The 23,774-nt window shown below is 46.9% G+C and carries 19 protein-coding genes; 11 read left to right on the top strand and 8 right to left on the bottom strand.

Going from position 1 to position 23,774, the window contains the following annotated elements; genetic code table 11:
• Nucleotides 1-235 precede the first annotated feature (235 nt).
• Entirely contained in the window at nt 236-952 is a 717-nt protein-coding gene (gene nadD / locus QUB11_RS04880; RefSeq protein ID WP_333389919.1) for a nicotinate (nicotinamide) nucleotide adenylyltransferase, read from the bottom strand.
• A 629-nt stretch (nt 953-1,581) separates the two neighbouring features.
• Here nadD and murC point away from each other — a divergent pair.
• The 4 genes from murC to QUB11_RS04900 all read left to right on the top strand — a co-directional run bounded on the left by murC (nt 1,582) and on the right by QUB11_RS04900 (nt 5,739).
• Entirely contained in the window at nt 1,582-3,138 is a 1,557-nt protein-coding gene (gene murC, locus QUB11_RS04885) for a UDP-N-acetylmuramate--L-alanine ligase (protein WP_333201881.1), read from the top strand.
• A 150-nt stretch (nt 3,139-3,288) separates the two neighbouring features.
• Nucleotides 3,289-4,245 carry a UDP-N-acetylmuramate dehydrogenase gene (gene murB / locus QUB11_RS04890; RefSeq protein WP_333102382.1) on the top strand — a complete coding sequence of 319 codons (957 nt, stop codon included), beginning with the start codon at nt 3,289-3,291 and terminating at the stop codon, nt 4,243-4,245.
• A 426-nt stretch (nt 4,246-4,671) separates the two neighbouring features.
• On the top strand, nt 4,672-5,022 hold the full coding sequence (locus QUB11_RS04895; RefSeq protein ID WP_333201879.1) for a YbaB/EbfC family nucleoid-associated protein: 351 nt from the start codon (nt 4,672-4,674) through the stop codon (nt 5,020-5,022).
• Between the two features lie 228 nt (nt 5,023-5,250).
• Nucleotides 5,251-5,739, top strand: coding sequence for a low molecular weight protein-tyrosine-phosphatase (locus QUB11_RS04900; protein ID WP_333389939.1), 489 nt, complete (start codon nt 5,251-5,253; stop codon nt 5,737-5,739).
• A gap of 10 nt (nt 5,740-5,749) precedes the next feature.
• Here QUB11_RS04900 and QUB11_RS04905 read toward each other — a convergent pair whose 3' ends face one another.
• Both QUB11_RS04905 and QUB11_RS04910 read right to left on the bottom strand, forming a co-directional pair.
• Complete coding sequence (locus QUB11_RS04905; protein ID WP_333389941.1) at nt 5,750-6,490, bottom strand: DNA-binding response regulator; 741 nt, start codon at nt 6,488-6,490, stop codon at nt 5,750-5,752.
• 518 nt (nt 6,491-7,008) lie between these two features.
• Nucleotides 7,009-8,607, bottom strand: coding sequence for a glucose-6-phosphate isomerase (locus QUB11_RS04910; protein ID WP_333389943.1), 1,599 nt, complete (start codon nt 8,605-8,607; stop codon nt 7,009-7,011).
• 354 nt (nt 8,608-8,961) lie between these two features.
• Between QUB11_RS04910 and dusB the strand changes: the two genes are divergently transcribed.
• Together dusB and argF are read left to right on the top strand one after the other, a co-directional pair.
• On the top strand, nt 8,962-9,972 hold the full coding sequence (dusB, locus tag QUB11_RS04915) for a tRNA dihydrouridine synthase DusB (protein WP_333201871.1): 1,011 nt from the start codon (nt 8,962-8,964) through the stop codon (nt 9,970-9,972).
• 99 nt (nt 9,973-10,071) lie between these two features.
• Nucleotides 10,072-10,992, top strand: a complete 921-nt coding sequence (gene argF, locus QUB11_RS04920) for an ornithine carbamoyltransferase (RefSeq protein WP_333201869.1) — start codon at nt 10,072-10,074, stop codon at nt 10,990-10,992.
• A 388-nt stretch (nt 10,993-11,380) separates the two neighbouring features.
• Here argF and QUB11_RS04925 read toward each other — a convergent pair whose 3' ends face one another.
• Together QUB11_RS04925 and QUB11_RS04930 are read right to left on the bottom strand one after the other, a co-directional pair.
• On the bottom strand, nt 11,381-11,962 hold the full coding sequence (locus tag QUB11_RS04925; RefSeq protein WP_333201867.1) for a Uma2 family endonuclease: 582 nt from the start codon (nt 11,960-11,962) through the stop codon (nt 11,381-11,383).
• Between the two features lie 136 nt (nt 11,963-12,098).
• Entirely contained in the window at nt 12,099-12,758 is a 660-nt protein-coding gene (locus QUB11_RS04930) for a response regulator transcription factor (protein ID WP_333201866.1), read from the bottom strand.
• A gap of 121 nt (nt 12,759-12,879) precedes the next feature.
• On the opposite strand from QUB11_RS04930, the gene QUB11_RS04935 reads away from it, so the two are divergent.
• Both QUB11_RS04935 and QUB11_RS04940 read left to right on the top strand, forming a co-directional pair.
• Nucleotides 12,880-13,461, top strand: coding sequence for an IS607 family transposase (locus tag QUB11_RS04935; RefSeq protein WP_333201864.1), 582 nt, complete (start codon nt 12,880-12,882; stop codon nt 13,459-13,461).
• On the top strand, nt 13,439-14,542 hold the full coding sequence (locus tag QUB11_RS04940; protein WP_333256423.1) for a transposase: 1,104 nt from the start codon (nt 13,439-13,441) through the stop codon (nt 14,540-14,542). The genes QUB11_RS04935 and QUB11_RS04940 overlap by 23 nt, the downstream gene beginning before the upstream one ends.
• 69 nt (nt 14,543-14,611) lie before the next feature.
• Here QUB11_RS04940 and QUB11_RS04945 read toward each other — a convergent pair whose 3' ends face one another.
• Nucleotides 14,612-15,973, bottom strand: a complete 1,362-nt coding sequence (locus QUB11_RS04945) for a sensor histidine kinase (protein ID WP_333201863.1) — start codon at nt 15,971-15,973, stop codon at nt 14,612-14,614.
• Between the two features lie 198 nt (nt 15,974-16,171).
• On the opposite strand from QUB11_RS04945, the gene QUB11_RS04950 reads away from it, so the two are divergent.
• On the top strand, nt 16,172-17,536 hold the full coding sequence (locus tag QUB11_RS04950) for a calcium-binding protein (RefSeq protein WP_333201861.1): 1,365 nt from the start codon (nt 16,172-16,174) through the stop codon (nt 17,534-17,536).
• Nucleotides 17,537-17,919: 383 nt separating this feature from the next.
• Here the strand turns inward: QUB11_RS04950 and QUB11_RS04955 are convergent, their stop codons facing one another.
• Both QUB11_RS04955 and QUB11_RS04960 read right to left on the bottom strand, forming a co-directional pair.
• The gene (locus tag QUB11_RS04955; protein WP_333389945.1) at nt 17,920-19,530 is read right to left on the bottom strand and encodes a family 10 glycosylhydrolase; all 1,611 of its coding nucleotides are present in this window, start codon (nt 19,528-19,530) and stop codon (nt 17,920-17,922) included.
• 196 nt (nt 19,531-19,726) lie between these two features.
• Nucleotides 19,727-19,966 (bottom strand): CopG family transcriptional regulator, encoded by a 240-nt coding sequence (locus QUB11_RS04960; RefSeq protein WP_333201857.1) that lies wholly within the window; start codon nt 19,964-19,966, stop codon nt 19,727-19,729.
• A gap of 107 nt (nt 19,967-20,073) precedes the next feature.
• Here QUB11_RS04960 and QUB11_RS04965 point away from each other — a divergent pair, with 107 nt between their 5' ends.
• Nucleotides 20,074-22,083: an Eco57I restriction-modification methylase domain-containing protein gene (locus tag QUB11_RS04965; RefSeq protein WP_333389947.1), complete on the top strand. Its 2,010-nt coding sequence runs from the start codon at nt 20,074-20,076 to the stop codon at nt 22,081-22,083.
• 316 nt (nt 22,084-22,399) lie between these two features.
• On the top strand, nt 22,400-23,764 hold the full coding sequence (locus QUB11_RS04970; protein ID WP_333389949.1) for an MFS transporter: 1,365 nt from the start codon (nt 22,400-22,402) through the stop codon (nt 23,762-23,764).
• Nucleotides 23,765-23,774 lie beyond the last annotated feature (10 nt).

A 23,774-nucleotide genomic window follows, 5' to 3' on the forward strand; every position in this document is an offset into this window, starting at 1 on the left:
CTGGACTTCGCTCGTTAGGCTGTCTGAATCCATCGTCGCGGGTGGGTCATTGACCAAACTATAGTTTAATATAAAGCGGTCTTAAAACGACGGGGTTTCCGCCCACCTTTCTGATGACACCAGATCATATCGCAAAGCTCGATCCTTTATAACTTTTTGTGTCGATCAAAAAAACCTGAACTTTTTTAGAAGGCTGAAATTGCAAGGCAGAGGGCATTGGGCTTTCTGCCGCTGGTTACTGGTAAAGCTGATGGGCTGCAATATAAGTCCCGACAACTTCCGGGACTAAGTAGCGGAGGTCGAGCCTTTCGGCGCAGCAGCGGCGGATGTGGCTGGACGAAATCTCGATCGCAGGCATGGATAGCACCTCCCAGCGTATTTCCACGTCCAAAAGAGCCATTTGTTCGGCAACTCGTCGGCCCACAGCATTTGCCTGAACCTGCATCCTGTCCCCCCCGGAATCGAGGGGTTTTCCACCGGGACAATCTCCCCACTCGGACAGTCCCCCAATCTCCCCGCTTTCTGCTATCTCTCGATCTTCCTGACTCGGACGTGGGGCCACCAACCAGTCGCACAACCCGGCAATTTCGCCGCACCGGTGCCATTTGGGGAGAGTAAGGAGTGCGTCACTACCAATAATCCAGTACCAGCGATGATCGCCGGGATACAATTTTTGCAAAAACAGCAGGGTGTCGATCGCAAAACAACTGCCCGAAGGATTTGCCGACCGCGGCGAAATTACGAAGTCTGGGCGATCGCCGATCGCCAGAGCAAGCATTTCCCGCCGCTGCTCAAAACTTGCCAAATCCGGGCGCTCTTTGTGAGGAGGAGAGCGATCCGGTACCCAAATGACTCGATCGAGAGCAAATTGACTTGCAGCCGTCTCGGCTACCAACACATGACCCCAGTGAACCGGGTCAAAAGTCCCCCCCAAAATCGCTATTTTCCCCATATTTCCCCAAAATCAGGATTAATACAGACATCGCGCCACTTTTATGTTTATACACTTTTAACCGTAAGCTCTATCACTTTTCCACTTATTCGACTAACTGCATAACTTGGTATATATACAATTAAGTGAGAATACATACTATCTATAGTTGCTGTAATTGAGTTGCGATCGTGTCAATCTCTGACTTTCAAGAAAAAATAACCGTAGGAGTAGATAAATGACTACAAAATGAGCGAAATTTTGTGGTTCGTGGTAGTGTTTGTAAATCCTTATGGGTTTTACCCTCAATCTTGGTAGAAAGGTTGTGGGGCTTTTGCTGCCGTATCCCAGCACAGCAGGCGGATAGAAATAGAAAGAATGCAGGAGTATGCAACCACCCAAAATTAGTCTATTGGCACAGGCCCCAGACCCCGTTTTCTCTTACCTGCAATTTTCGAGCTGTGACTGTTCCGGAAAACTACTCGGTACTAAGTCATATAGGATACAAGACAAACATCTCTACAAGTCCCTCAAATCTAGGGACGCGCAGAGAATTTTGTACAAAATCTCTAGCGAACTGTATCCTGAAAAAACAATTCTTGATATGATATCGCGTGTTATTGGCGTGGTGTGGTGTGTGAGGAGCAAAGATGCCGAGTTCTGTTGATTTTAGCGGTAGACCATTTCATTTCATCGGCATTGGTGGGATTGGGATGTCAGCCCTTGCCTACATTCTAGCTAAACGCAAGTTGCCTGTGTACGGCTCCGACATTAAATCGAGTCACATAACCGAGCGCTTGCAAGGAATGGGAGCTCATATTTTTTGGAGTCAAGACGCCAGCAATTTGGAACTATTTCAAACGGCCCTCAACGGTAGCAGTCCCGACTGCGGGCAACAGGAAAGGGCAGTATCCTCGATAGTCGCGGGTACGGTAGGGACTTCTGTCGCGACAGCCAAAGCTGTCCAATTGAACGGCAACGGTTCAAGCGCCCAAGCAATTGCGGGATTGCCTCAAGTAGTATGTTCGACGGCTATTCACCCAGCCAATGCCGAATATCGAGCTGCTTTAGATTTGGGCTGTCCGATTTTTCATCGATCGGATGTGTTGGCAGCGTTAATTCAAGATTATCAAAGCATAGCGGTAGCCGGGACTCATGGCAAAACTACTACTAGCAGCTTAATCGGCTTCATGCTGATGGCTGCGGGTCTAGACCCGACCATCGTAGTAGGAGGCGAGGTAAATGCTTGGGAAGGCAATGCCCGTTTGGGGGAAGGGCCCTACTTAGTGGCCGAGGCTGATGAATCCGACGGTTCTCTCGTTAAGCTGGTAGCCAAAATTGGCATAGTGACGAATGTGGAACTGGATCATCCAGACCATTACGATACCCTTGACCAGGTAATAGACACATTTAAGGTGTTTGCCCAAAACTGTCAAACCTTGGTGGGCTGCATTGACGACCAAATCGTCAAAGACTGCCTTCACCCTCATGTCAGTTATAGCTTGCAGCCGGACAGCGGTGCTGACTACACGGCTTCGGGCGTGGAGTACGGGGCAGAAAGCACCAAGGCTCGGATTTGGGAGCGAGGAGTTTTCCTGGGGGAAATGGAGTTGAAGTTGCTCGGCACACACAATCTCAGCAATGCACTAGCTGCGGTAGCAGTAGGCCGATTGTTGGGGTTAGAGTTTTCGGCGATTGCCAAAGCGATTGCTGGCTTTGAAGGAGCTCGCCGCCGTTTTGAGGTGCGGGGCTTTCACAATGACATCCTGTTTGTGGACGACTACGCCCACCATCCTAGCGAAATTCGTGTCACCTTGGCGGCGGCTCGCTTGCGGATCGAAGGTAGCGAAAAAAATCCCAAATCCCGAAGAGTGGTTGCAATTTTTCAACCCCACCGTTACAGCCGGACTCTGACATTTTTGCCAGAATTTGCTCAATCTTTTGGGGATGCTGATTTGGTTGTGGCTTGCGATATTTATAGTGCTGGGGAACCAAATTTAGGAGAAATTAGCGGGCAGCAAGTTGCTGATTTGATTGCTAAAGAAGGCCGAGAGGTTGAGTTTGCGCCTTCCCTGGAGTCAGTCACTAAGTTTTTAACCAAAAATCTGCAACCGGGGGATTTGGCTCTGTTTTTGGGCGCTGGTAATCTGAATCAGATTATTCCAGAGGTTATGGCTTTTTATCAACAAGCCGATCGCCCCGATTAGCTCGCGAACTGAGTAGAGTTGATCGACATTATGGCGTGGCACGTTGTGCCGAAACTTCTGTCGGACGGCTCGCTCAAAGCGGCCACATAAGTTAGCTAAACGAATTTTCAACCACGTCTTCGAGCGAAGGTATTTTTAAGGATTTTCAAGATGGTGACTATCTCGAATGACTCCTCTGTTAAGGACAATCGGCGAGTGTATTCTCCTATTTCTTTGCGGGGAACTGATTGCAAGATTAACTCCCAAGTTTCGCTGGCGGGCCTGACTTCCTTCCGAGTCGGTGGCCCGGCCGAGTGGTACGTTGCTCCCCGCAGTATGGAGGCTTTGCAAGCGAGTTTTGCTTGGGCTGATTCTGAAGGGGTGCCTGTGACTCTGCTGGGTGCGGGTTCTAATTTGTTGGTGAGCGATCGGGGTTTATCCGGTTTGGTCGTCGGCACTCGCTACCTCAAACAGGTGAATTTTAACCCAGAAACAGGTCAAGTTACAGCGGGGGCGGGGGAGTCAATTCCGCGCCTGGCTTGGTTGGCGGCTAAGCGGGGCTGGAAAGGCCTAGAATGGGCCGTCGGCATACCTGGTACCGTGGGAGGGGCTGTGGTGATGAATGCAGGCGCTCACAGAGGCTGTACTGCTGATATTCTGGTCAACGCTCGCGTGCTATCCCCTGGTGGCAAGGTGGAAATTCTGACTCCCCAAGAGTTGGAGTACCGCTACCGGACTTCGGTGCTGCAAGGGGGCGATCGGCTAGTAACAGAAGCGACTTTTCAGTTACAGCCGGGATTCGATCGATCGCAAGTAATGGCAGAAACTAATGACCATTTCAGCCAGCGGCGGACAACTCAACCTTACCACTTACCGAGCTGTGGCTCAGTCTTCCGCAACCCCGGCCCCAAGACGGCAGGTTGGTTCATCGAACAAGCGGGACTGAAGGGATATCAGATCGGCGGTGCACAAGTGGCTCAGCGTCATGCTAATTTTATTCTTAACTGCGGGTCGGCAACGGCCAATGATATTTTTCAAGTGATCCGCCACGTTCAACAGCAAGTCGAGCAGCGGTGGTCGCTGTTGTTGGAGCCAGAAGTTAGAATACTGGGAGAGTTTCCCTTCTAAGGCATCATTGAAGTAATACGGAAACGGCAGACTGCCAGCCCACACACCATCACAAAGTAGTTGTCAGGAACTCAGGGCTAAAGCCACTGAGCTTGTAAGAAATTACAAGCTATTCTGACCAGCCTAAGTCTTAACTGACTACGTTATTTGAGTCACGACACCGGCGAATGCGAAGCTAGTTTTCCGCTCTGTCATCTGCAATTAAACAGTCTTAAAGTCACTGAGACAGTGTTGCAGGTCTAAAAAGCTCTTATAACCTTGGCGAAGCTAACATTACCCGAAAGGGACTCGGAGACAACCATATCTCCATAGAGGGGCAACCATACCCCTCTAACCCCGCAAGGGGATTCAAGGCGATTGAAATCGCCGTGTCGTTTTCCTCTCAGGGCTGAAGCCACTGAGTTTCCCACTTACCGAGTATTTTTTATGACAAAATCAGGACAAGGATTTGGCTTCGGCCTGGGCAAAATGAAAGAACTGACTGAAGCTTTCAAAAAAGCTCAGCAGGTTCAAGAAGGAGCTAAAAAGCTCCAAGAAGAGTTGGATTTAATGGAAATTGAGGGAACTGCAGGCGGCGGCTTGGTCAAGGTTTTTCTCAGCGGCAACCAAGAACCCCGCCGCGTGGAAATCTCACCGGATGCCCTCGGTGAAGGTGCTGATGTGGTTTCTGAACTCGTCACGGTGGCGATGCAGGATGCTTACGCTAAGTCTACGATGACGATGCGGGAGAAAATGGAAGAACTCACCGGTGGACTAAATCTCCCCGGTTTCGGTTAGTCATTAGTTATCAGTCAATTGTTGACTGTTGACTGTTGACTGTTAACTGTTGACTGTTGACTGTTGACTGTTGACTGATTAAACTTTCTGGAAAACCCCTATACTAAGGTGCGTCGCTGCTCCATGTTCGATAGAACTTGCAGATTGACTCTGAAAGCGACGCACCCTACAAATTAGCAGTGTTGACTGACTAATAACTAATAACTAATAACTAATAACTAATAACTAATGACTAAATTATTATTTGTCTGCCTCGGAAATATCTGCCGATCGCCCTCAGCAGAAAATATTATGAATCACTTAATTGAACAAGCTGGTTTGAGCGATCGCATCACCTGCGATTCTGCTGGAACTGCTAGCTATCACATTGGCAGCCCCCCTGACAGGCGGATGGCATTGGCGGCGAGGAAGCGAGACATTGAATTGTTAGGCGAAGCCCGCCAATTTACCAAGAAAGATTTTGAAAAATTTGATTTGATTCTGGCTATGGATCGAGACAATTATCGCAATATTCTTGCCCTGGACTCGGCTGGAAAGTATAAAGATAAAGTGCGGCTGATGTGCGATTTTTGCCAGAAATACGACCTTAAAGAAGTGCCAGATCCTTACTACGGTGGCCCGGAGGGATTCGATCGAGTAATTGATTTGCTGCTGGACGCTCAAGCGGGTTTGTTGGAGTATGTTATAAATCAGGAAAAATTAAGAATTACCAATTAAGAATTACCAATTACCCATTACCGACTAAATGGTGTTCCATCGCAAAGCGAACGAGTTCTGCTCGGTTGTTGCTGTCAGTTTTTCTGAACAAGCTGCTGACGTGCTTTTCGATCGTTCGAGGGCTGAGGTGGAGTGTGGAGCCTATTTGAATATTAGAAAGACCTTCTGTCAGTAAATCTAGCACTTGTCGCTCTCGCTGAGTCAAAGTCGGAGCATTTTGGCTGGGAGATGCCCGTGAAGCGGAGTTATCCCGTAGGGAATCGCCTGTGTTTGACTTTTGAGTTAAAAAATCTGCTTCTGGCTTGTCATTGGCTCTGCTGCGTGCCTCTGTTGGCATTGGTTCGGGTTCGGGGGAACGAGAGGGGGCTTGAGCGATTAGAGCGTAGCGATCGAGCAAAGAGCGAATAACCGCCCCTAACTCTGGGAGTTCAAAAGGTTTAGCCAGATAATTGTCGCACCCCATCTGATAGCCGCGAATCCGTTCCTCCGTGCTCGTGCGTTCCGTCAAAAAAATCACCGGCAGCAAGCGGAAAGCGGGACGAGTCCGAACTCGCCGGACGAATTCGTAGCCATCCATCTGGGGCATTGTAATGTCGGTAACAATCAAGTGAGGCTGAAATTCATCTACCAAACCTAAAGCTTCTTTGCCGTTCTCAGCAGCGATTACAGAGTATCCGGTAATTTCCAGATAATCGGTAATCGACAAGCGAGTCGCGAAATCGTCGTCAGCAACCAGAATCGTTAAGGGCATGAGGGGAATTTAAAAATTAAACATTAAAAATTAAAAGTGAAATTAGTCACTTTTAATTTTTAATTCTACTGTTTAATTCTGTTTTTGACACTCCCTGACCTAAAGGACAGGGATTCTTAATTCAGCGACTGACCTTAAAATGTTGCGTCCTTTCGGCAATACTCAAACTTTTTAACCGTAGAAAGCCTACCAATTAACGAGCCCGATTCGCAGTCACCCGCCTAGGGTCTATCTCCAAAAGCGTACTAGGATATTCACCTAGAGTTCGGGTATGCCCTACCCTACTTAACAAGACTAAATAGTTTGTTTCTCTGGTTAAAGGAACTGTGTTAAGCCCCTAGCTGTTTATAGAGTTTTCGCCGCTCTTTGTCCCCCGGTTTACGCCTAAAAGTGTGTCATTAACTGTTTTTATACACGATGGCAAAGGAGTTTAACCTTGACTACTCTAGTATACTAGAAATTGCCTCACTTTTAGGAAGGGATTTAAGAAATTAAAACCGTCCTAGAAGGACAGGGTTTTAGACCCCATTTCGTTGATAACTTGCTATTAAAGTAGCAGGCTGCCCTAATGTTCCCTCCAAAGCTACGCCGCGCCCGTTTGCTGCCAAATGCCGCAGAGTTTTGTAAATTGTCTCGATTTGCTCTGGCTTTCCTGCTTTTTTGGCTATTTCTGAGACAGACAGAGGTTTTTGGGCGTCTTTGAGCACTTGCAGTACCCGTTGCTGCAAGTCCAATACAGCAGCGGCCGCTTTTTTGCCGGCTTCGACGCCCGGTTGGTGATAGGCATTGACATTCACCAAGGAACCGTAAAAACCTACGGCTCTTTCGTAGAGGGCGATTAATGCTCCTACTGTCCTAGGGTTGACTTGGGGAATGGTGACAGTAATGGAATCTCGGTGATTTTCGTACAAGGCTTGTCGAGTTCCCTGCAACAAACCAGACAAATAATCTCCCGAAGTGACGCCGGTTTCTACTTCTGGGGAAATGCCTTGCCTGTCTTGCAAAACTTCGATAAATGTTAGGAAGAAATTCGGCACGCCGTCTCGCAGTTGCTGGACGTAGGCGTGTTGGTCGGTGCTGCCTTTGTTGCCGTAAACTGCGATTCCTTGATGAACTGTGTTGCCGTCTAAATCTTCCTGTTTGCCGATCGATTCCATGACTAATTGCTGCAAGTAGCGGCTGAACAATAGCAGTGAATCTTTATACGGCAAAACTACCATATCTTTCTCGCCACGTCCGTTGCAAGCAAAATACCAGGACATTGCTAACAAGGCGGCGGGATTATTTTTAATGTCGGGAATTCTGGTAGCTTCGTCCATCACTTTAGCGCCGTCGAGCATCGCCTGAATGTCGATGCCTTGCAAAGCTGCGGGCAAAAGTCCTACTGCTGACAGTTCCGAAGTGCGCCCTCCCACCCAGTCGGCCATCGGGAAGCTGGCAATCCAGCCTTCGGATTTGGCTAATTTGTCTAGTTTGCTGTCTGTTCCAGTGATGGCAACTGCCTGTTTCGCGAAGTCGAGTTTTTGGGCGGCGAAGGCTTTTTGAACTTCGATCATCCCGTTGCGGGGTTCGGGGGTGCCGCCGGATTTGGAGATAGTAATTACTAGGGTGCTGGCGAGTTGGTCTTTGATTTTGTTAAGGATGCGATCGATCCCAGCCGGATCTGTGTTGTCGATAAAATGTATTGCTAGGGGCGGAATGTCTGGGGATAAAGCTTCGGCGACAAATTGGGGGCCCAGGGCCGAACCACCAATGCCGATCGAAATTATGTCGGTAAATTGCGGAGCAAAGGGCGGTTTAATATCGCGGTTTTGAATTTTCTTGACAAATGCTTCGACTTGTGCTATCCCTTCGACTATTTCTTGTTTTAATTCTGGAGTGGGAGCTAAATCGGGGTTTCGCAGCCAGTAGTGGCCCACCATGCGGTTTTCGTCGGGATTGGCGATCGCACCTGCTTCTAAAGCTGCCATATCTTTGAAAGCTTTGTCAAATTTGGGCTTCAGTGCTGCTGCGAAAGCGTCGTCGAATCCCATGCGGCTGATATCGAGGTAAAGTCCCAATCCAGAGTGATAGTAAAGCCAGTCTTGATAGCGTTGCCAGAGTGCTGCGGCGTCCATAGGAATTCTCTACAATTTTTTTAATGTTCGATCGGCGTCGTCAGGAATCAACCAATTGTAGTTCAAAACTCACCGAAGAGCACCTTTCCTAAGAACAGGCAAGATGCCTGTTCCACAAAGAGTGAGTTTTCTTGTGGGGTAGCCCCAGATCCCGCCCTCGAAATCCTGATTGAAAAGGATACAATATCTGAGTTAAAACTCAGCGAAGAGCTGCATTCTCGCTTAACAGGCATCTTGCCTGTTCCACAACCAGAGTTAATTTCTTGTGGAGCTTCTCTTCAGTTTTTATTTGTTAAAGTATAAATACTTAAGGTTGTATAATATACAGATATTAGAATTAAAGTGCGATCGACTATGCTTACTCTCTCTCCCGAATTAAAAGAAAAATTATCAACTCCGCTCAAAATCGGCGATTTTGAAGTTAAAAGCCGCGTCCTGCAATCACCCTTATCCGGCGTTACCGATTTGGTATTTCGTCGCCTGGTGCGCCGCTACGCGCCGGATTCGATGATGTACACGGAAATGGTGAACGCTACGGGTTTGCACTACGTGAAGCAACTGCCGAGAATTATGGAAGTTGACCCGAACGAGCGTCCGATTAGCATTCAATTGTTTGACTGCCGGCCGGATTTCTTGGCAGAAGCGGCCCAGAAAGCAGTGGTAGAAGGAGCGGATACTGTTGATATTAATATGGGGTGTCCGGTTAACAAAATTACTAAAAACGGCGGCGGTTCTTCCCTGCTGCGAGACCCGGAAACGGCCGAGGCAATTGTGCGGGCTGTTGTGGAAGCGGTAGATGTTCCTGTCACGGTTAAAACTCGGATTGGTTGGACTGACAAAGAAATTAATATTTTGGAATTTGCCAAGCGGATGGAAGATGCGGGAGCAAAAATGATTACCGTGCACGGCCGCACTCGATCGCAAGGTTACACCGGCCCGGCAAAATGGGAGTGGATTCGCCGAGTGAAAGAAGTTTTATCGATTCCTGTTATTGCTAACGGGGATATTTTTTCTGTGGAAGCAGCGATGCGATGTCTGGAAGAAACCGGCGCCGATGGAGTGATGTGTTCGCGGGGAACTTTGGGCTATCCTTTTTTGGTGGGAGAAGTTGATTATTTCTTAAAAACTGGTGTGGAAAAGATAGCTCCGACACCAATTGAACGCCTCGAATGTGCTAAGGAACATTTGCGGGCTTTGTGGGAATATAAAGGTGAAAGCGGTGTCTGCCAAGCGCGCAAGCACTTAACCTGGTATGCTAAGGGTTTCCCCGGCGCTGGGGAATTGCGGGGCGTGTTGGCTGTGGTAGAAACGGTGGAACAAGGTTGCGATTCGATCGATCGCGCGATCGAGCAATTACCCGCATAAACCTTACCCGCAGATGTCAACTAGGGATTACAGAAACAAAATTCACCTCTGCGGGCTAAGATTTAAGACAAAGTTAAAAATTTGTGGGTGGGGGAAAGCATGGATTCCTTAAAAGGGCGAGATTTATTAAGTCTGGCAGATTTAAGCATTGATGAATTAAATTATGTGCTGGATCTAGCAGCCAGTTTAAAATCGGGAATGGTCAAGCTGAAACGCAATAAAGTTCTCGGCTTGTTATTTTCCAAAGCTTCAACGCGAACGCGGGTAAGTTTTACGGTAGCAATGTATAAATTGGGAGGGCAAGTGATTGACCTCAATCCCAACGTTACACAAGTCAGCCGCGGTGAACCTTTGGTAGATACGGCCAGGGTTTTAGACAGATATTTAGACATTTTAGCGATTCGGACTTTCGAGCAAAAAGATTTAGCAACTTTTGCTAACTATGCCAAAATTCCTGTGATTAATGCACTGACCGATGACGAACACCCATGCCAAGTGCTGGCGGATTTAATGACAGTAAAAGAGTGTTTTGGTAAGTTGGAAGGGGTGACTTTGACTTATTTGGGCGATGGCAATAATATGGCAAATTCGCTGATGTTGGGCTGTGCCATGACGGGAATGAATGTAAGAATTGCTTGCCCTCAAGATTTCCAGCCTAATGCCGAGATAGTGGAAAAAGCTAAGAATATTGCTAATGGAAAAACAGAAGTTACTGTGACGGCGGACGCAGAAGCTGCTGTGAAGAATGCTCAAGTGATTTATACTGATGTTTGGGCGAGTATGGGACAGGAAGAGGAAGCAAAAATCAGGATTCCTTTGTTTGAGCCATATCAGGTAAATGAACAATTGCTGAAGTTAGCAGATAAGAATGCAATTGTATTGCACTGTTTGCCCGCACACCGGGATGAAGAGATTACCGATGCAGTGATTGAAGGCAGTCAATCGCGCGTTTGGGATCAGGCAGAAAATCGGATGCACGCTCAGCAAGCTTTGCTGGCTAGTATTCTAGAAAGCGATTAGGTTTGTAGTAACGACTTCATGCCTTAAAAATGTTGTCAGTAAATATGTCGCCCGTTCGCCAGTCCGCCAGGGGTTTAAACCCCTGGCTCAAAGCTTAAGTCGGTTAAAACCGACTGCGATTATTATACCAATTTCATAAAGTAGCGCTAGATATTACCCCCCCAACCCCCCCTTATTAAGGGGGGGCTAAGACTTCATCCATAGCACATCTTTAGAAAAATGGTATTAGATTTATGGTATCGATTTTTTAGGCGAATAAAATTGCCGATGAATTCAAAATAGTTGGCAGTTTTTACAAACAGATTAAATACTTGCCTCTCTCTCTTCTCTCTCTGCGCCCTCTGCGCCCTCTGCGGTTAATAAAAATTATTAAGTTCGCAGCGCGCACCTATGGCATAATTGGTGGCAACATTGCCAGAATTGCGATATTGAAAGCAGGAAATTCCAGCGGTGAAACGATCGCGCTTTCTCCCAGAATAACCTCGCTTTGATACCCATCTTCCGCAGGTTCTCGAAAAACGTGCAGTTGTCTTTCGCCCACATTTAATACCCAATAATCGGCAATTCCCGATCGCGCGTAAGCTTTGGCTTTAATTTCGCGATCGTAAGCTAAGCTGCTGTCTGCTACTTCAATAATTAAATATACTTCTGATGGAGTCGGATGGTGAGTCGCATAGTCAAAGGCATCGATTCTGACTACGGCGATATCCGGTTCGGGTTCGGAATTGTCATCAAGGGCGATCGGATCTTGCATTCGTACCCACGCCAGATTTGCAAAAAGGCTTTGCAGCAATCTATCTGTACGCCCTAAAGCGGAGGTGTGAGCAGTTCCTTTTGCACTCATTTTGATGATATTTCCTTCAATTAATTCAATGCGTTCCTCTGGGTGAAAAACTCCCATCTCTCCCAGTTTATGATACTCTTTAACTGTCCATTTACGGAGCGTGAAAGGGGCTTCTGTTATTAGCATAGTTTCACCAAAAATATCGCAATTCCATCTCAGATAATTTAATTGTAGCTTAGGTAAAGTATGCAGCGGTAATCAGAGCAGGATTGTGCAGCATCTCTCTGCGATCTCTGCGGTTAATAAAAAACAATAAAGTGATTCAGGTTTCGATCGCAGAATGGGCATAAATTGCCAACTGCGATCGATTTCGCAAGTTTAACCGATTCAGTAAATGAGTGACATGAGTCTTCACTGTTCCCTCAGAAATAAACAACTGCTGGGCAATATCTCGGTTGCCTAAACCTTTACCAATCAACCGCAATACCTCTTGTTCGCGCGGGGTTAATTGTGCCAGTGCAGGGAGTTTCGAGAGTTGAGTAGTAGGTGTTGGAGTCGTAGGTGCTGCACAAAATCCTGTTATTAGCTTATCCATTAAACCAGGAGCCAGTTGAGTATAACCCGATTGCACCAAACGAATTGCTTGTGCTAACTCTTCCGATGGCATATCTTTCAACAAATAGCCCTTGGCTCCGGCTCGCATCGCATCAACAATGTATCCATCGTCATCAAAAGTAGTTAAAACCAAGACACTCGTGTTGGGAAATGACTGACAGATCAGGCGAGTTGCTTCTCTACCATCCATCACGGGCATTTTTAAATCCATTAATACAACATCGGGTTGGAGAGCTTCGACTTGCTCTAGAGCAGCTTTACCGTTGTGGGCAATTCCAATCACTTCTAAATCTGATTCTAGGCTTAACATAGCCTTGAGCCCTTGGCAGATAAGCTGCTGATCGTCAACTAACAACAGACGAATCATGGGATATTCCTAAAATGTATTATCCCATGATAGTTCTTAATTACACAGACCAAGAAAAAACGCCAAAAGAGGTTGACGCACAGTAATTCATTTGCTCATATTTAATTATGTATGCTACCATTTGCTCAGGGCATACGTACCACTCAGAAAAGCAGTCAAATTTCTAGGCTTGCATCCCCATACCTTGAGGAAATATGCAGACGAAGGGAAGATCAAAAGCATCAAAAACGAAGCAGGGCAAAGACTCTACGATGTCGAGTCCTACCAGCGCGGTGCAGCTAGAACTACCCTTGTTTGCTACTGTCGAGTTAGTTCCCCCAAGCAGCGAGACGACCTCGCCCGCCAAATTGAATTCATGCCGCAGCAGTATCCAGACGCCGAAATCATCCAAGATATCGGTTCAGGAATCAACTTCAAAAGGAAAGGACTGCAAGCCCTACTGGTCAGATTTATGCGCGGCGAACAGCTCACGGTTGTTGTTGCCTGTCGCGACAGATTGTGCAGATTCGGATTTGAACTGTTCGAGTTCATGGCAGAGCAAAACAATGGACAAATCGTGGTTCAAGGCGGAACTGTTTGCTGCCCGGAAACCGAACTCACAACGGATCTTCTCTCCATCCTTCACGGCGACCGTTGCAGAATGCACGGACTCAGAAGTTACCGCCAGAAGATCAAGGAAGATCCGGCTATTCCTAAACCCTGAGCAAAAAGCTCTAGTTAAGCAGTGGTTTGGTGTAAGTCGTTTTGTCTACAACACGACTATAAAATACCTTCAAGAGCCGGGTACTAAAGCTAGCTGGATGACGATTAAAACTGGAATACTCAACAGCTTGCCTGATTGGGCAAAACCTGTACCTTTTCAGATTAAATCGATTGCCATCAAAGATGCTTGCTCGGCTGTTAAGGCTGCTAAACAGGGATTTAGTAAAGACGGTCAAGTCCGCAAGTGTAAGTTTCGCAGTAGGAAAGACACCAAGCAGTCTATCTATGTGCCGAAGTCGGCAATCAAAGACTGCGGTGTTTATCACTCAATACTTGGTAAATGCCGACTCAAGGAATCGCTACCCGACCTGTTGAGCGATGGTAGGCTGACTCTTTCCTACGGCGAATATTACCTCGTAGTTTCAGAAGAAGTGCAGCAAGTTAAGACCGAAAACCAAGGTCGGCTTGTTGCCTTAGATCCGGGTGTTCGCACGTTCATGACTTTTTTTTCGGAAGATTCTTATGGTTGGTTGGGGCAAGGTTCTAATTTACACATCCAGAAATTGTGTTTTCGGTTGGATAAATTAGTGTCAAAGATTTCTCATGCTCCCAGTCGCCAGAAAAGAAGATTCAAGAAAGCCACTGGTAGGCTTCGCTGCAAGATCAAGAATTTGGTGGCAGAACTGCATCGCAAAACGGCTAAGTTTTTAGTCGATAATTTTGATGTGATTTTACTGCCAACATTCGAGACTTCTGGGATGGTTTCCAAATCCCGCCGCAAGTTAAGAAACAAAACGGTGAGACAAATGTTGACCTTGAGCCATTACGAGTTTAAAACTTTTCTGAAGTGGAAAGCTTGGGAACAGTCGAAACTCGTGATTGATTGCAGCGAAGCTTACACCTCAAAAACGGTGTCGTGGACGGGCGAAATTGTTCCTAACCTTGGCGGCGCTCGGACTATAAAGTCTCAAGCTACTGGGTTGAGGATGGATAGGGATCTAAATGGTGCTCGCGGGGTTTTCCTTCGGGCATTGGTTGATGCTCCTTTGTTAAGAAACTCTCTTAACTTATGTGTTTGTTAGCATTTGTTAGCAAAAAAGTATCGGTTACGTTAATTTTACACTTTGTTACATCAAGTAATTTATTTTCGCCTACCTACTTAACGGCAGGCTAACATCGATTCTACACCCCGTTCCGGGTGATGTTTCCAGGTGAAACTCTCCGTTGAGAGAAGCAATTCGCTCTTGCATCCCTCGCAATCCAAACCCGCCAGTACCACTTTCTAATTGGAACCCCCGCCCGTTATCTTCAAGACTCAAAAGCACTCGATCGCACGTTGTTTGCAATTGCAGGCGAACCTCGGTAGCTTGGGCGTATTTGCAAATGTTGGTCAACGCTTCTTGCACGATGCGATACAGCGTTTTGACAACTTGAGGTGGTAACACAACTTCCACGCAAATGCTGCTGGTAACAGTGACACCCGTACTCTGGCGAAAGTCTTCCATCAGCGAGGCAATCCCCTGTTCCAAGGGTTCTTCTGCCTCTGCGTCTGCCCTTAGCGCATTTACCGATTGTCGAACTTCTTTCATCGCCACCTTACCGAGTCGCTGGGCTTGTTCCAAAAACGGTTGTGCCTCTATTGGGTCATGCTGCCAGAGTTTCATGGCGGTTTGCAGTTGAATGTTGAGCGAAGTCAAGGCGTGACCCAGGGAATCGTGAATCTCTCTGGCAATGCGATTGCGTTCCTGAACCGCTGCTAAATCTTCTATTTGCAGGGCATATTCCCGTAGCTGTGCGTGGGCTTGCGATAGTTGTTCCTGGGTTCTGCGTTCTGCTAGTAAGGTACTGACCAACTGCGACACGAAAAATAGTCCCAATCCAAACATCAACAATTCTGCCGTCTGGTGCATCCAAATTTGCTGTTGCTCGACATTAGGCAACATTAGGGGTATCACTCTTTGAAGATACTGAACTTGATGAAACATATACATTACCAGCGACAGACCTGCCACAATCCATCGACCGGGGGATGCAAATAAAAAACAACTGCGAATTAAGACAATCAAATACAGCGTCGGTAGGATATGCAGATATCCCAAGGTAGTTCCGTAGAAGATCAGACTCATTTCGATCGCCGTATAGAGATAGCGAAACGAAGTTTTGCCCGCAGGTAAGATCCATCCCATCAAGCCCAGGGAGATCAGGATCAGAATGTGCTGTACGGGAAGACTTTGACGCTGCCACGCTTCGATGGCGGCCATCACTCCACAACTGCCTAACATGATCCACTCGGTGTACAGCAGAAAGCGAAATGGTTGAGGTTGGGTTTTTAGTAGGGATGCGATCGCCGTCATGACATGGCCTCCAGTAGTTCTGGCTCTCAAATATTCCCCAAAAATACTGCAAGTCAGAGTGAATGTCGATAAAACTCGGCAATTTTCTAACTTTCGCTGATGCCACCCCTCGGAACTATGACTAAAGTTATAGCCGATCGGGATAGGCCGCGCGAACATCGGACTAGGCAGTGATGGGCGATCGCAACTTTTGGCAGATGAGGGGGCGATCGAGAATATCCATTTCGTTGATGTCAGATCGAGACGTTTTTCAGATGTGTTGAACCGAGTTGATTTCCTAAGATTGTGACATAGCAAACCAAAGCAAACACTTTTGATTTGCCTCAATAATTCACTTAATATCTAGGAGCAACGAACATGGCTTTAATTAATGGAACCAACGGCAACGACAATCTGAACGGTACTGCTGCGAGCGATACCCTGCGGGGATTAGACGGAAATGATAATCTGTTTGGCGGTTTTTTTGGGGACGATCTTCTGGATGGTGGAAACGGAAACGATACAGCGACCTATCTGGGATTTGGCAATAATATAAATGCTTCCTTAGAGACGAACAAAGCAACTTTTTTTGGAGGTAGCGGGACTTTCATCAGTATTGAAAACTTAATTGGCGGTAACAATCAAGATGTCTTAACTGGCAACGGTTTTGGCAATCTGATCGATGGTAGTTTTAGCAATGACGACATCTCCGGTCGGGCAGGGAACGATCGCCTAATTGGTGGAGCCGGATTCGATACTTTAAAGGGAGAACTAGGAAACGATAACCTGCGAGGTGGTAACGATACGGATTTGCTAGAAGGTGGCGATGGGTTTGATTTCCTAGCTGGCGACAAGGGCAACGATACGATGATCGGTGGCAGCGGCGATGACGCATTTGAATGGGTGGATGGCGACGGCAGCGATTTGATTCAAGGCGACAGCGGTCGCGATAACTTATTATTCAACGGTTCGATCGCGCAAGGGGATAATATTGATCTCACCCAATCGGGCTTGAACATTGTATTGCAGCGCACCAATCTCGTCCCCGTAACCTTAACAACCACAGGCATAGAGAGTTTCAATGCAATTAACGGTGGCGGTGGCGATGATGTGTTAAGTGTCCGCAATCTAGGCGCGACAAGCGGTGTCGAATTTATCCAATTCACGGGGGGAGAAGGCAACGATCGCCTGAATACAACTAATGTATCAGCAAACATCAATGCTAGTGGTGGTAACGGAAATGATATTCTCGTAAGCAGTAACGGGAACGACGAGCTATTTGGTAATGGAGGAAGTGACGTTCTTTCCGGGGGTAACGGGAGCGATCGAATTACAGGTGCCGAAAGAGGAGGAGGCAAGGGTGAAATTGATGTGCTAATTGGCGGTGCAGGAGCAGATACTTTTGTGCTCGGAGAGCTCGGGCAAACCCGTTATGATGATGGCAACGGCTTGTTAGACAATGCTGCGGACTTTTTCAATGGTAACATTGGCATTGATGGTCTGAGCGATTTTGCCCGCATCTTAGACTTCAGAATCGGTGAGGATGTCATTCAACTGGGTGGGTCGAGCAGTAGCTACGTGCTCAGATCCGTCCCCAATTCCCTGCAAGGAGGGGCTGTCAATGCAGATATGGGAATTTTCAAGAACAATGGATTTGCACAGCCCCTTGAGTTAATTGCGATCGTTCAGGATGCACCCAGTACCCTAAACCTGAGCAGCACAACGCAATTTACCTTCAGTTAGCTTTAATTGTGAATAAAATACGGTGTTGTGTGGCACAAAAAACACACAACACCGTTTGGCGATCGACCCAAACATTGCCCGCAGTTTAATATTGGGGGAATACCAGAAACGCCAGCCGTTGTGGCTTGAGATTTAATACCATTTTTCTAAAGATGTGCTATGGATGAAGTCTTAGCCCCCCCTTAATAAGGGGGGGTTGGGGGGGTAATATCTAGCGCTACTTTATGAAATTGGTATAATTCTCATTCCTAAGTCGGTTAAAACCGACTGCAATTATTAGAATTTTTATTTAAATGAATGTTATAAATAGGTTATTCATGAATTAGTAAGGTACGCCATAAGCACCTTACTAACCCTGGGGTATTTCCGACTAAGCTGACACGCTACAAACTAGCGAAATTTACTTTTGTTACTTCACCGGCGACAACATTAACTGTTTGTTGAATTTGACTTCCGTCAACTTTCAACTGATAAGAACCGGGTGAAAGCTCGATCGCCCCAAACCATCCTTTACCATCCGCGCGCAGTTGGCGCACTTTGCCCGCAGCATCGATCGACTGCAATGTCAAGCTGGCACCATCGCAAGTTTGAGCGCACTGCTGCAAATTTCCGGCGATCGCACCTGTAGTCGGCCGCGACTTCCAAGGCATATCGGGAACGGCTGCTGCTGTCGCCCAGACAGGCTGTGTTTCATAGGTTTTGCCCGTCGCAGCATCAACGTATTGACTCGTCACAGAAAGCGCGGTGTAGAACAAATCGTTGCTTTGGGGAACGTATTTCCAAGGCTGGCGGGGCAAATCTCCGCTGCCGCCCGATCGCAGTTCCACATTCGTGTACACGTTGCTGCTAGCGTAGGAATAGAGCACCGTACCTGCGACGTGATTTCCTTTCGCAGACGGCTGTTCGGCGCGACGAACCTGTGCTAGGGTGTCTTCGATGTAGTTGAGGTAATTGCCGGGGCCGATCGCAATTTGGCGGTTATACTGGTGGTCTTTAGCGTACTCGATCCAGCGGTCATAAGCGAGTTTTTGCGATCGTTTGTACTCGCGCTGGTAAGTCATCGGCATCGCCATGTCTACGATCCCTTCTTCCAGCCAAGCGCGCCAATCTTGCAATACTTCTTTGTAAGGCTGCGTTTGATACCACCCTGCATCGTTTGTGGGGCCGTCTCCCCAGGCGATCGTGGCGGCGGTAATTTTAACACGCGGTTTAATTGCAAGGCTTTCTACATAAAGCTTCCGCACTAAATTTGTCACCTGGTCGCGCCGCCACTGCATCCACGCGGGATCTGTGGGTGCGGGTTTGCCCGATCGACCTGTTTGCTGATTGAAACGGGCGATCGCAGTCGGATTGTAGCCCCAAGTCGGCCCGCCGTAGCGCACATAATCCAACTGTACACCGTCCACATCGTAGCGCTTCAGCAAGTCCAAATACACGGAAACAGTATAATCTACGGCGTCTGGATGGCCGGGATCGAGATAGCCTTGGGCTTCTCCACCGTAAGTCAGCATTGCCCAATTGTCGTTTCCTGGGGCCGAAGGCCCGTGTTGTTGCCAAACGTGACCGGCGGGAAGTTTGGTGCCCGAAACCACCGGCAGCGTCACCATCCAAGCGTGTATTTCAATGCCTGCGGCGTGGGCTTTGTCAATCAAATCTTGCAGGGGATCGAAACCGGGGGGAACGTTGGGATCGAGGGTGCGGGGTTCGATCGCACTCGTGTAAAAGGCATCGCCACGGCGGCGGACTTGGGCAACGATCGCGTTGGCATTTGCCCGCTGCGCGTCTGCGATCAATTTTGTGACTTCTTGAGGCGTTTTGAAGCCAGGGTTGAAGGCGTCCACCCAGAATGCGCGAAATTCGGCGGCTTGAGTTTGCGGGGGCATAGTTGCGTTAGCGAAGCCCTCGAAGAGGATCGCGCGGGATGGGAAGTTGGAGAACCAACCAGGAGTCAGCAGAAAACTAATTGTTAAGCCAATCAGGAACAAGCTTGACAAAAAGAATGTTTTGGTATTTCGCATCAGAAATGTGTGAGAGAGCGTTTAACAGTCCTTTACGGACTTTTGGTTTGAGCGTCCGCTTGACATTTTCGCACAAGGGTACAGTTTTGTGTTGTCAACGGCAATTTTTTAATCTAATGTCAGTAATAAATAAACAGATTGATTATGAGTAAACCGCCTCAAAAACAAGCAACTAACCGCTTGTTAATTTCACAAGAACTGCTTGGACTTCATCATCGCTGGCAAAGTCTCCAGCTTCCGCCTCCGCAACGCCTTTGTTAATTTCATCAAGCAGCCATTGATAGATTTCCAGGTAAGAAGCGATCGCTTCGTTCAAAACATAAGTTAAATCGCGATCTGTGACAGTAGCGATCGCCTTCAGCGCATCTTTTTTTTCGCTATCAAGGAGAAATGTAAAATTTTCTTGACTCATGGCTGCCCTTTGCTGTTATGGGAAGAGAGTAAACTGGTAATATGATAGCGTATAGATTCCTATTTGGGCGAAAATAAACTGAACTCGAAATCGCACTTTTTGAACAAATGATAGTACCGCACTTTCAAACCCTAGCCCTTCCGGGTAACAGCTACTCAACTGCAAGCAATTTACTCGATCGAGTAGATGGCTGGCGTCAAGAAGCAACCCGAAAGTTACAGCAAAGCCAGAGAGGAGAAAAGGGACAATTTTTAACACCTTCCTCAGTCGCAAGTTTGATGGCGGGAATGTTTGAATTTAACTGTCCCGATATATCGCTTTTAGATGCCGGTGCAGGAATTGGTTCGCTGTTAGCAGCCGTTGTTTGCGAACTTTGCCAGCGCCCAAACAAACCGCACAGCCTTCACGTTACAGCTTATGAAATTGACCTTATTTTGATTGAATACCTCAAGCAAACTTTAGAATTATGCAGTATTGAATGTCAGCGTTTTGGGATAACTTTTACCTGTGAGGTTCGCGAAATTGATTTTATTCAAGACAGCGCCGATATGTTGCAGCCCAATCTCTTTAAACAACCAGTAAAACGGGAATTTACCCATGCAATTATCAATCCTCCATACGCCAAGATAGACGCTAAATCCCAAGCCCGAACCTTGCTGCGTTCTATAGGACTAGAAACCAGCAATCTCTACGCTGGCTTCACAGTTGCGGCCGCTCACCTGCTCAAACCAAACGGTGAATTAGTGTCGATTACTCCCCGCAGCTTTTGCAACGGTTTATACTTTCGAGATTTCCGCAAAGTATTCCTTCAAATGATGGCTTTACGCCAACTACACATCTTTGAATCCCGACAGTTGCCATTTCGCGATGATGCAGTGCTGCAAGAAACTATTATTGTGCGCGCCACCAAACAAATAGAACAGCCAAATACTGTACTAATTACCTCAAGCAGCAGCGCGGGCGATGACCTGATTTTATCTCACCAACTGCCCTATACCGCCCTAATTAATCCCAATGATTCCGAGCAATTTATTCGGATTTTACCGGATTCTGTCAGCCAGAAAGTAGTCGAGCAAATGGCTCAATTTACTTGCACCCTAGAGGAATTAGGCTTAACAGTTTCCACCGGAAAAGTTGTAGATTTTCGTGTTCGCTCTGACTTGCGGCTAAAACCTGAGAACGGTACAGTTCCGCTGATTTATCCCGCCCACTTCTCCACGGGCGGTGTTGAATATCCCACAGCCACGAGAAAGCATCAAGCTTTAGCTGTCACGGAAAAAACTGCTACACTCCTCGTACCTAACGAACATTATGTTTTGAGCAAGCGCTTCTCCTCAAAGGAAGAGAAAAAGCGAATTGTTGCAGTTGTCTGGGATGCCCATAAAATTAATAGTTCTCGCGTTGGTTTTGAGAACCATTTGAATTACTTTCACCAACAGGGACGCGGATTAGACCTCACCCTAGCGCGGGGATTGGCCGTTTATCTAAATTCGAGTTTGGTAGATGCGTTTTTTCGACTGTTCAACGGACACACTCAAGTTAATGCTACGGATTTACGCAATTTGAAGTATCCTAATGTAGAGCAATTACTGTTACTTGGCGCTCAAATAGGAGAAATATTTCCTACACAGCGGGAGATTGATCAACTTGTCGAGAGACAACTGCTGAAGGCGACAAATCCGTTAGAAAATAGCCCAATCACAATCAAGAACCGTATTGATGAATCTCTAGAAATACTTGCAGCGCTGGGTTTTCCAAAAGGTCAGCTTAACGAACGTTCCGCCTTAACCCTTCTGGCTTTGCTTGACCTCAAGCCAAAGGATGCTTGGGAATTGGCGAAATCTCCACTTCGGGGAATCACACCAATTATGGAATTTATGGAGGAGGAGTACAGTAAAAAATATACACCAAACACGCGGGAAACTGTGCGCTGCCAAACGGTGCATCAGTTTCTAGATGCAGGTTTAATTGTTGTTAATCCTGACAGTCCCGAACGTCCGGTGAATAGTCCAAAAACTGCATATCAGATAGAAGAAAGTGCTTTGGAACTGCTGCGAACTTATGACACTTCTGACTGGGACAAGAATGTTCGCGCTTACCTCGTTCATTTTAACTGAGATATTGCACCATTGTCAATTACTTGTTTAGGAACAGGCAAGATGCCTGTTCCACAAGAAATACACTCTTTGTGGAACAGGCATCTTGCCTGTTCTTGACAATGGTGCAAGATTTAAGTTTTAACGGAGAACATCTTTTGCAGGCTTATTCCAAAAATGAAAACATTTGTGAGTCAGAATGATGCTAAAATGCACTATTTATATGGCTGCCGCTGGCATCGGAATGGCATATACTGTGATGCCAGGGGTTGAATTGACCGGAATTGTCGATCGCACTCAGTAAATCAAATAAGTAACTAGGTAAAATATATCTCCAATGGAAAAAAAGCATAACGCTGGATTGTGGGTATCAGTATTATACTTCGCTCAAGGTCTCCCTTACACCGTCGTTAATTTAATGTCGGTGATTTTTTTGAAAGGTATGGGAACCAGCAACGAATTGATCGGATTGACAAGTCTGTTGTCTTTTCCCTGGGTATTAAAAGGTTTGTGGGGCCCAGTTGTTGATTTGTATTCCACCAAACGCAAATGGATTTTAACAACCGAAATCATTTGTGCTTTCCTGTTTGCTTTCCTGGCTTTTGGTGTATTAACGCCCGCACCGATTATTATATCACTTGTGATCTTTACGGCGATCGCCTTTGTGTCAGCTACTCACGACATCGCCATTGACGGATTTTATTTAAACACTCTAAATAAAGACCAACAAGCACTATTTGTCGGGGTTCGCAACACGGCTTATAGAGGTGCTGTCATTGCCGGTAGCGGTTTATTGGTGTTCTTAGCGGGGAAACTGGCAGAACAGCATTTAGTCAGCGGAAATACAGGTGACACCAAAATATATCAAAACATTCCGCTGTCACTTTTCGGTTCGGATTTTAGCGTGTCGGCGCTTAACTACGGATGGGCGACAGCCTTTGGCATTTGTGCGATTATATTTGTGCTGATATATCTTTTTCAGCGGTGGTATCTTCCCTATCCTCGCAATTACGATCTGGAATCCGACACCCCCCAACGAACAACCAGCTTTATCGAAGCATTCAAAACCTATTTTCAGCAAGATAAAATAGGTTGGATTGTGGCTTACGTCTTAATTTTTAGGTTAGGCGATGCCTTGACGTTTAAAATGGCTCCTCCCTTTTTAATGGATAAAGTTGAGAAAGGAGGATTAGCAGTTTCTACGTCGGATATGGGCTTATTATCCGGTACTTTAGGGGTAATGTTTCTGTTAATTGGAGGGTTGCTGGGCGGCTATTTGATTGCCAAACAAGGATTGAAAAAATGGATGTGGCCGACGGCAATTCTGCAAAATTCGACTAACGTGCTGTATTGGCTGTTGGCCATCAATCAACCGGGGATTGAATGGGCTTATGCTGTAAATTCGATCGAGCAATTTACTTACGGACTTGGCGTAGCTGCCTATACAGTGTTCTTGATGCGGACTGTCCGCCCTGAATACGAAGCATCTCACTATGCAATTACAACGGCTTTTATGGCCGCAGGAGTGCTGATTCCGGGCGTTTTCAGCGGCTACTTGCAGGCGAGTCTCGGCTATCAAAATTATTTTTTGATGAGCGCGCTGGCTGTGATTCCCGGTATGCTGACGATTTTCTTTCTGCCCCTAGACGATGAGAAAAAATTAGCATCTATGCCCAGACCAGGACTCGACGATTTTGATTAATTAAATTGCA

It is taken from the genome of Microcoleus sp. B6-A1 (assembly GCF_036705085.1).
Taxonomy (GTDB): Bacteria; Cyanobacteriota; Cyanobacteriia; order Cyanobacteriales; family Microcoleaceae; genus Microcoleus.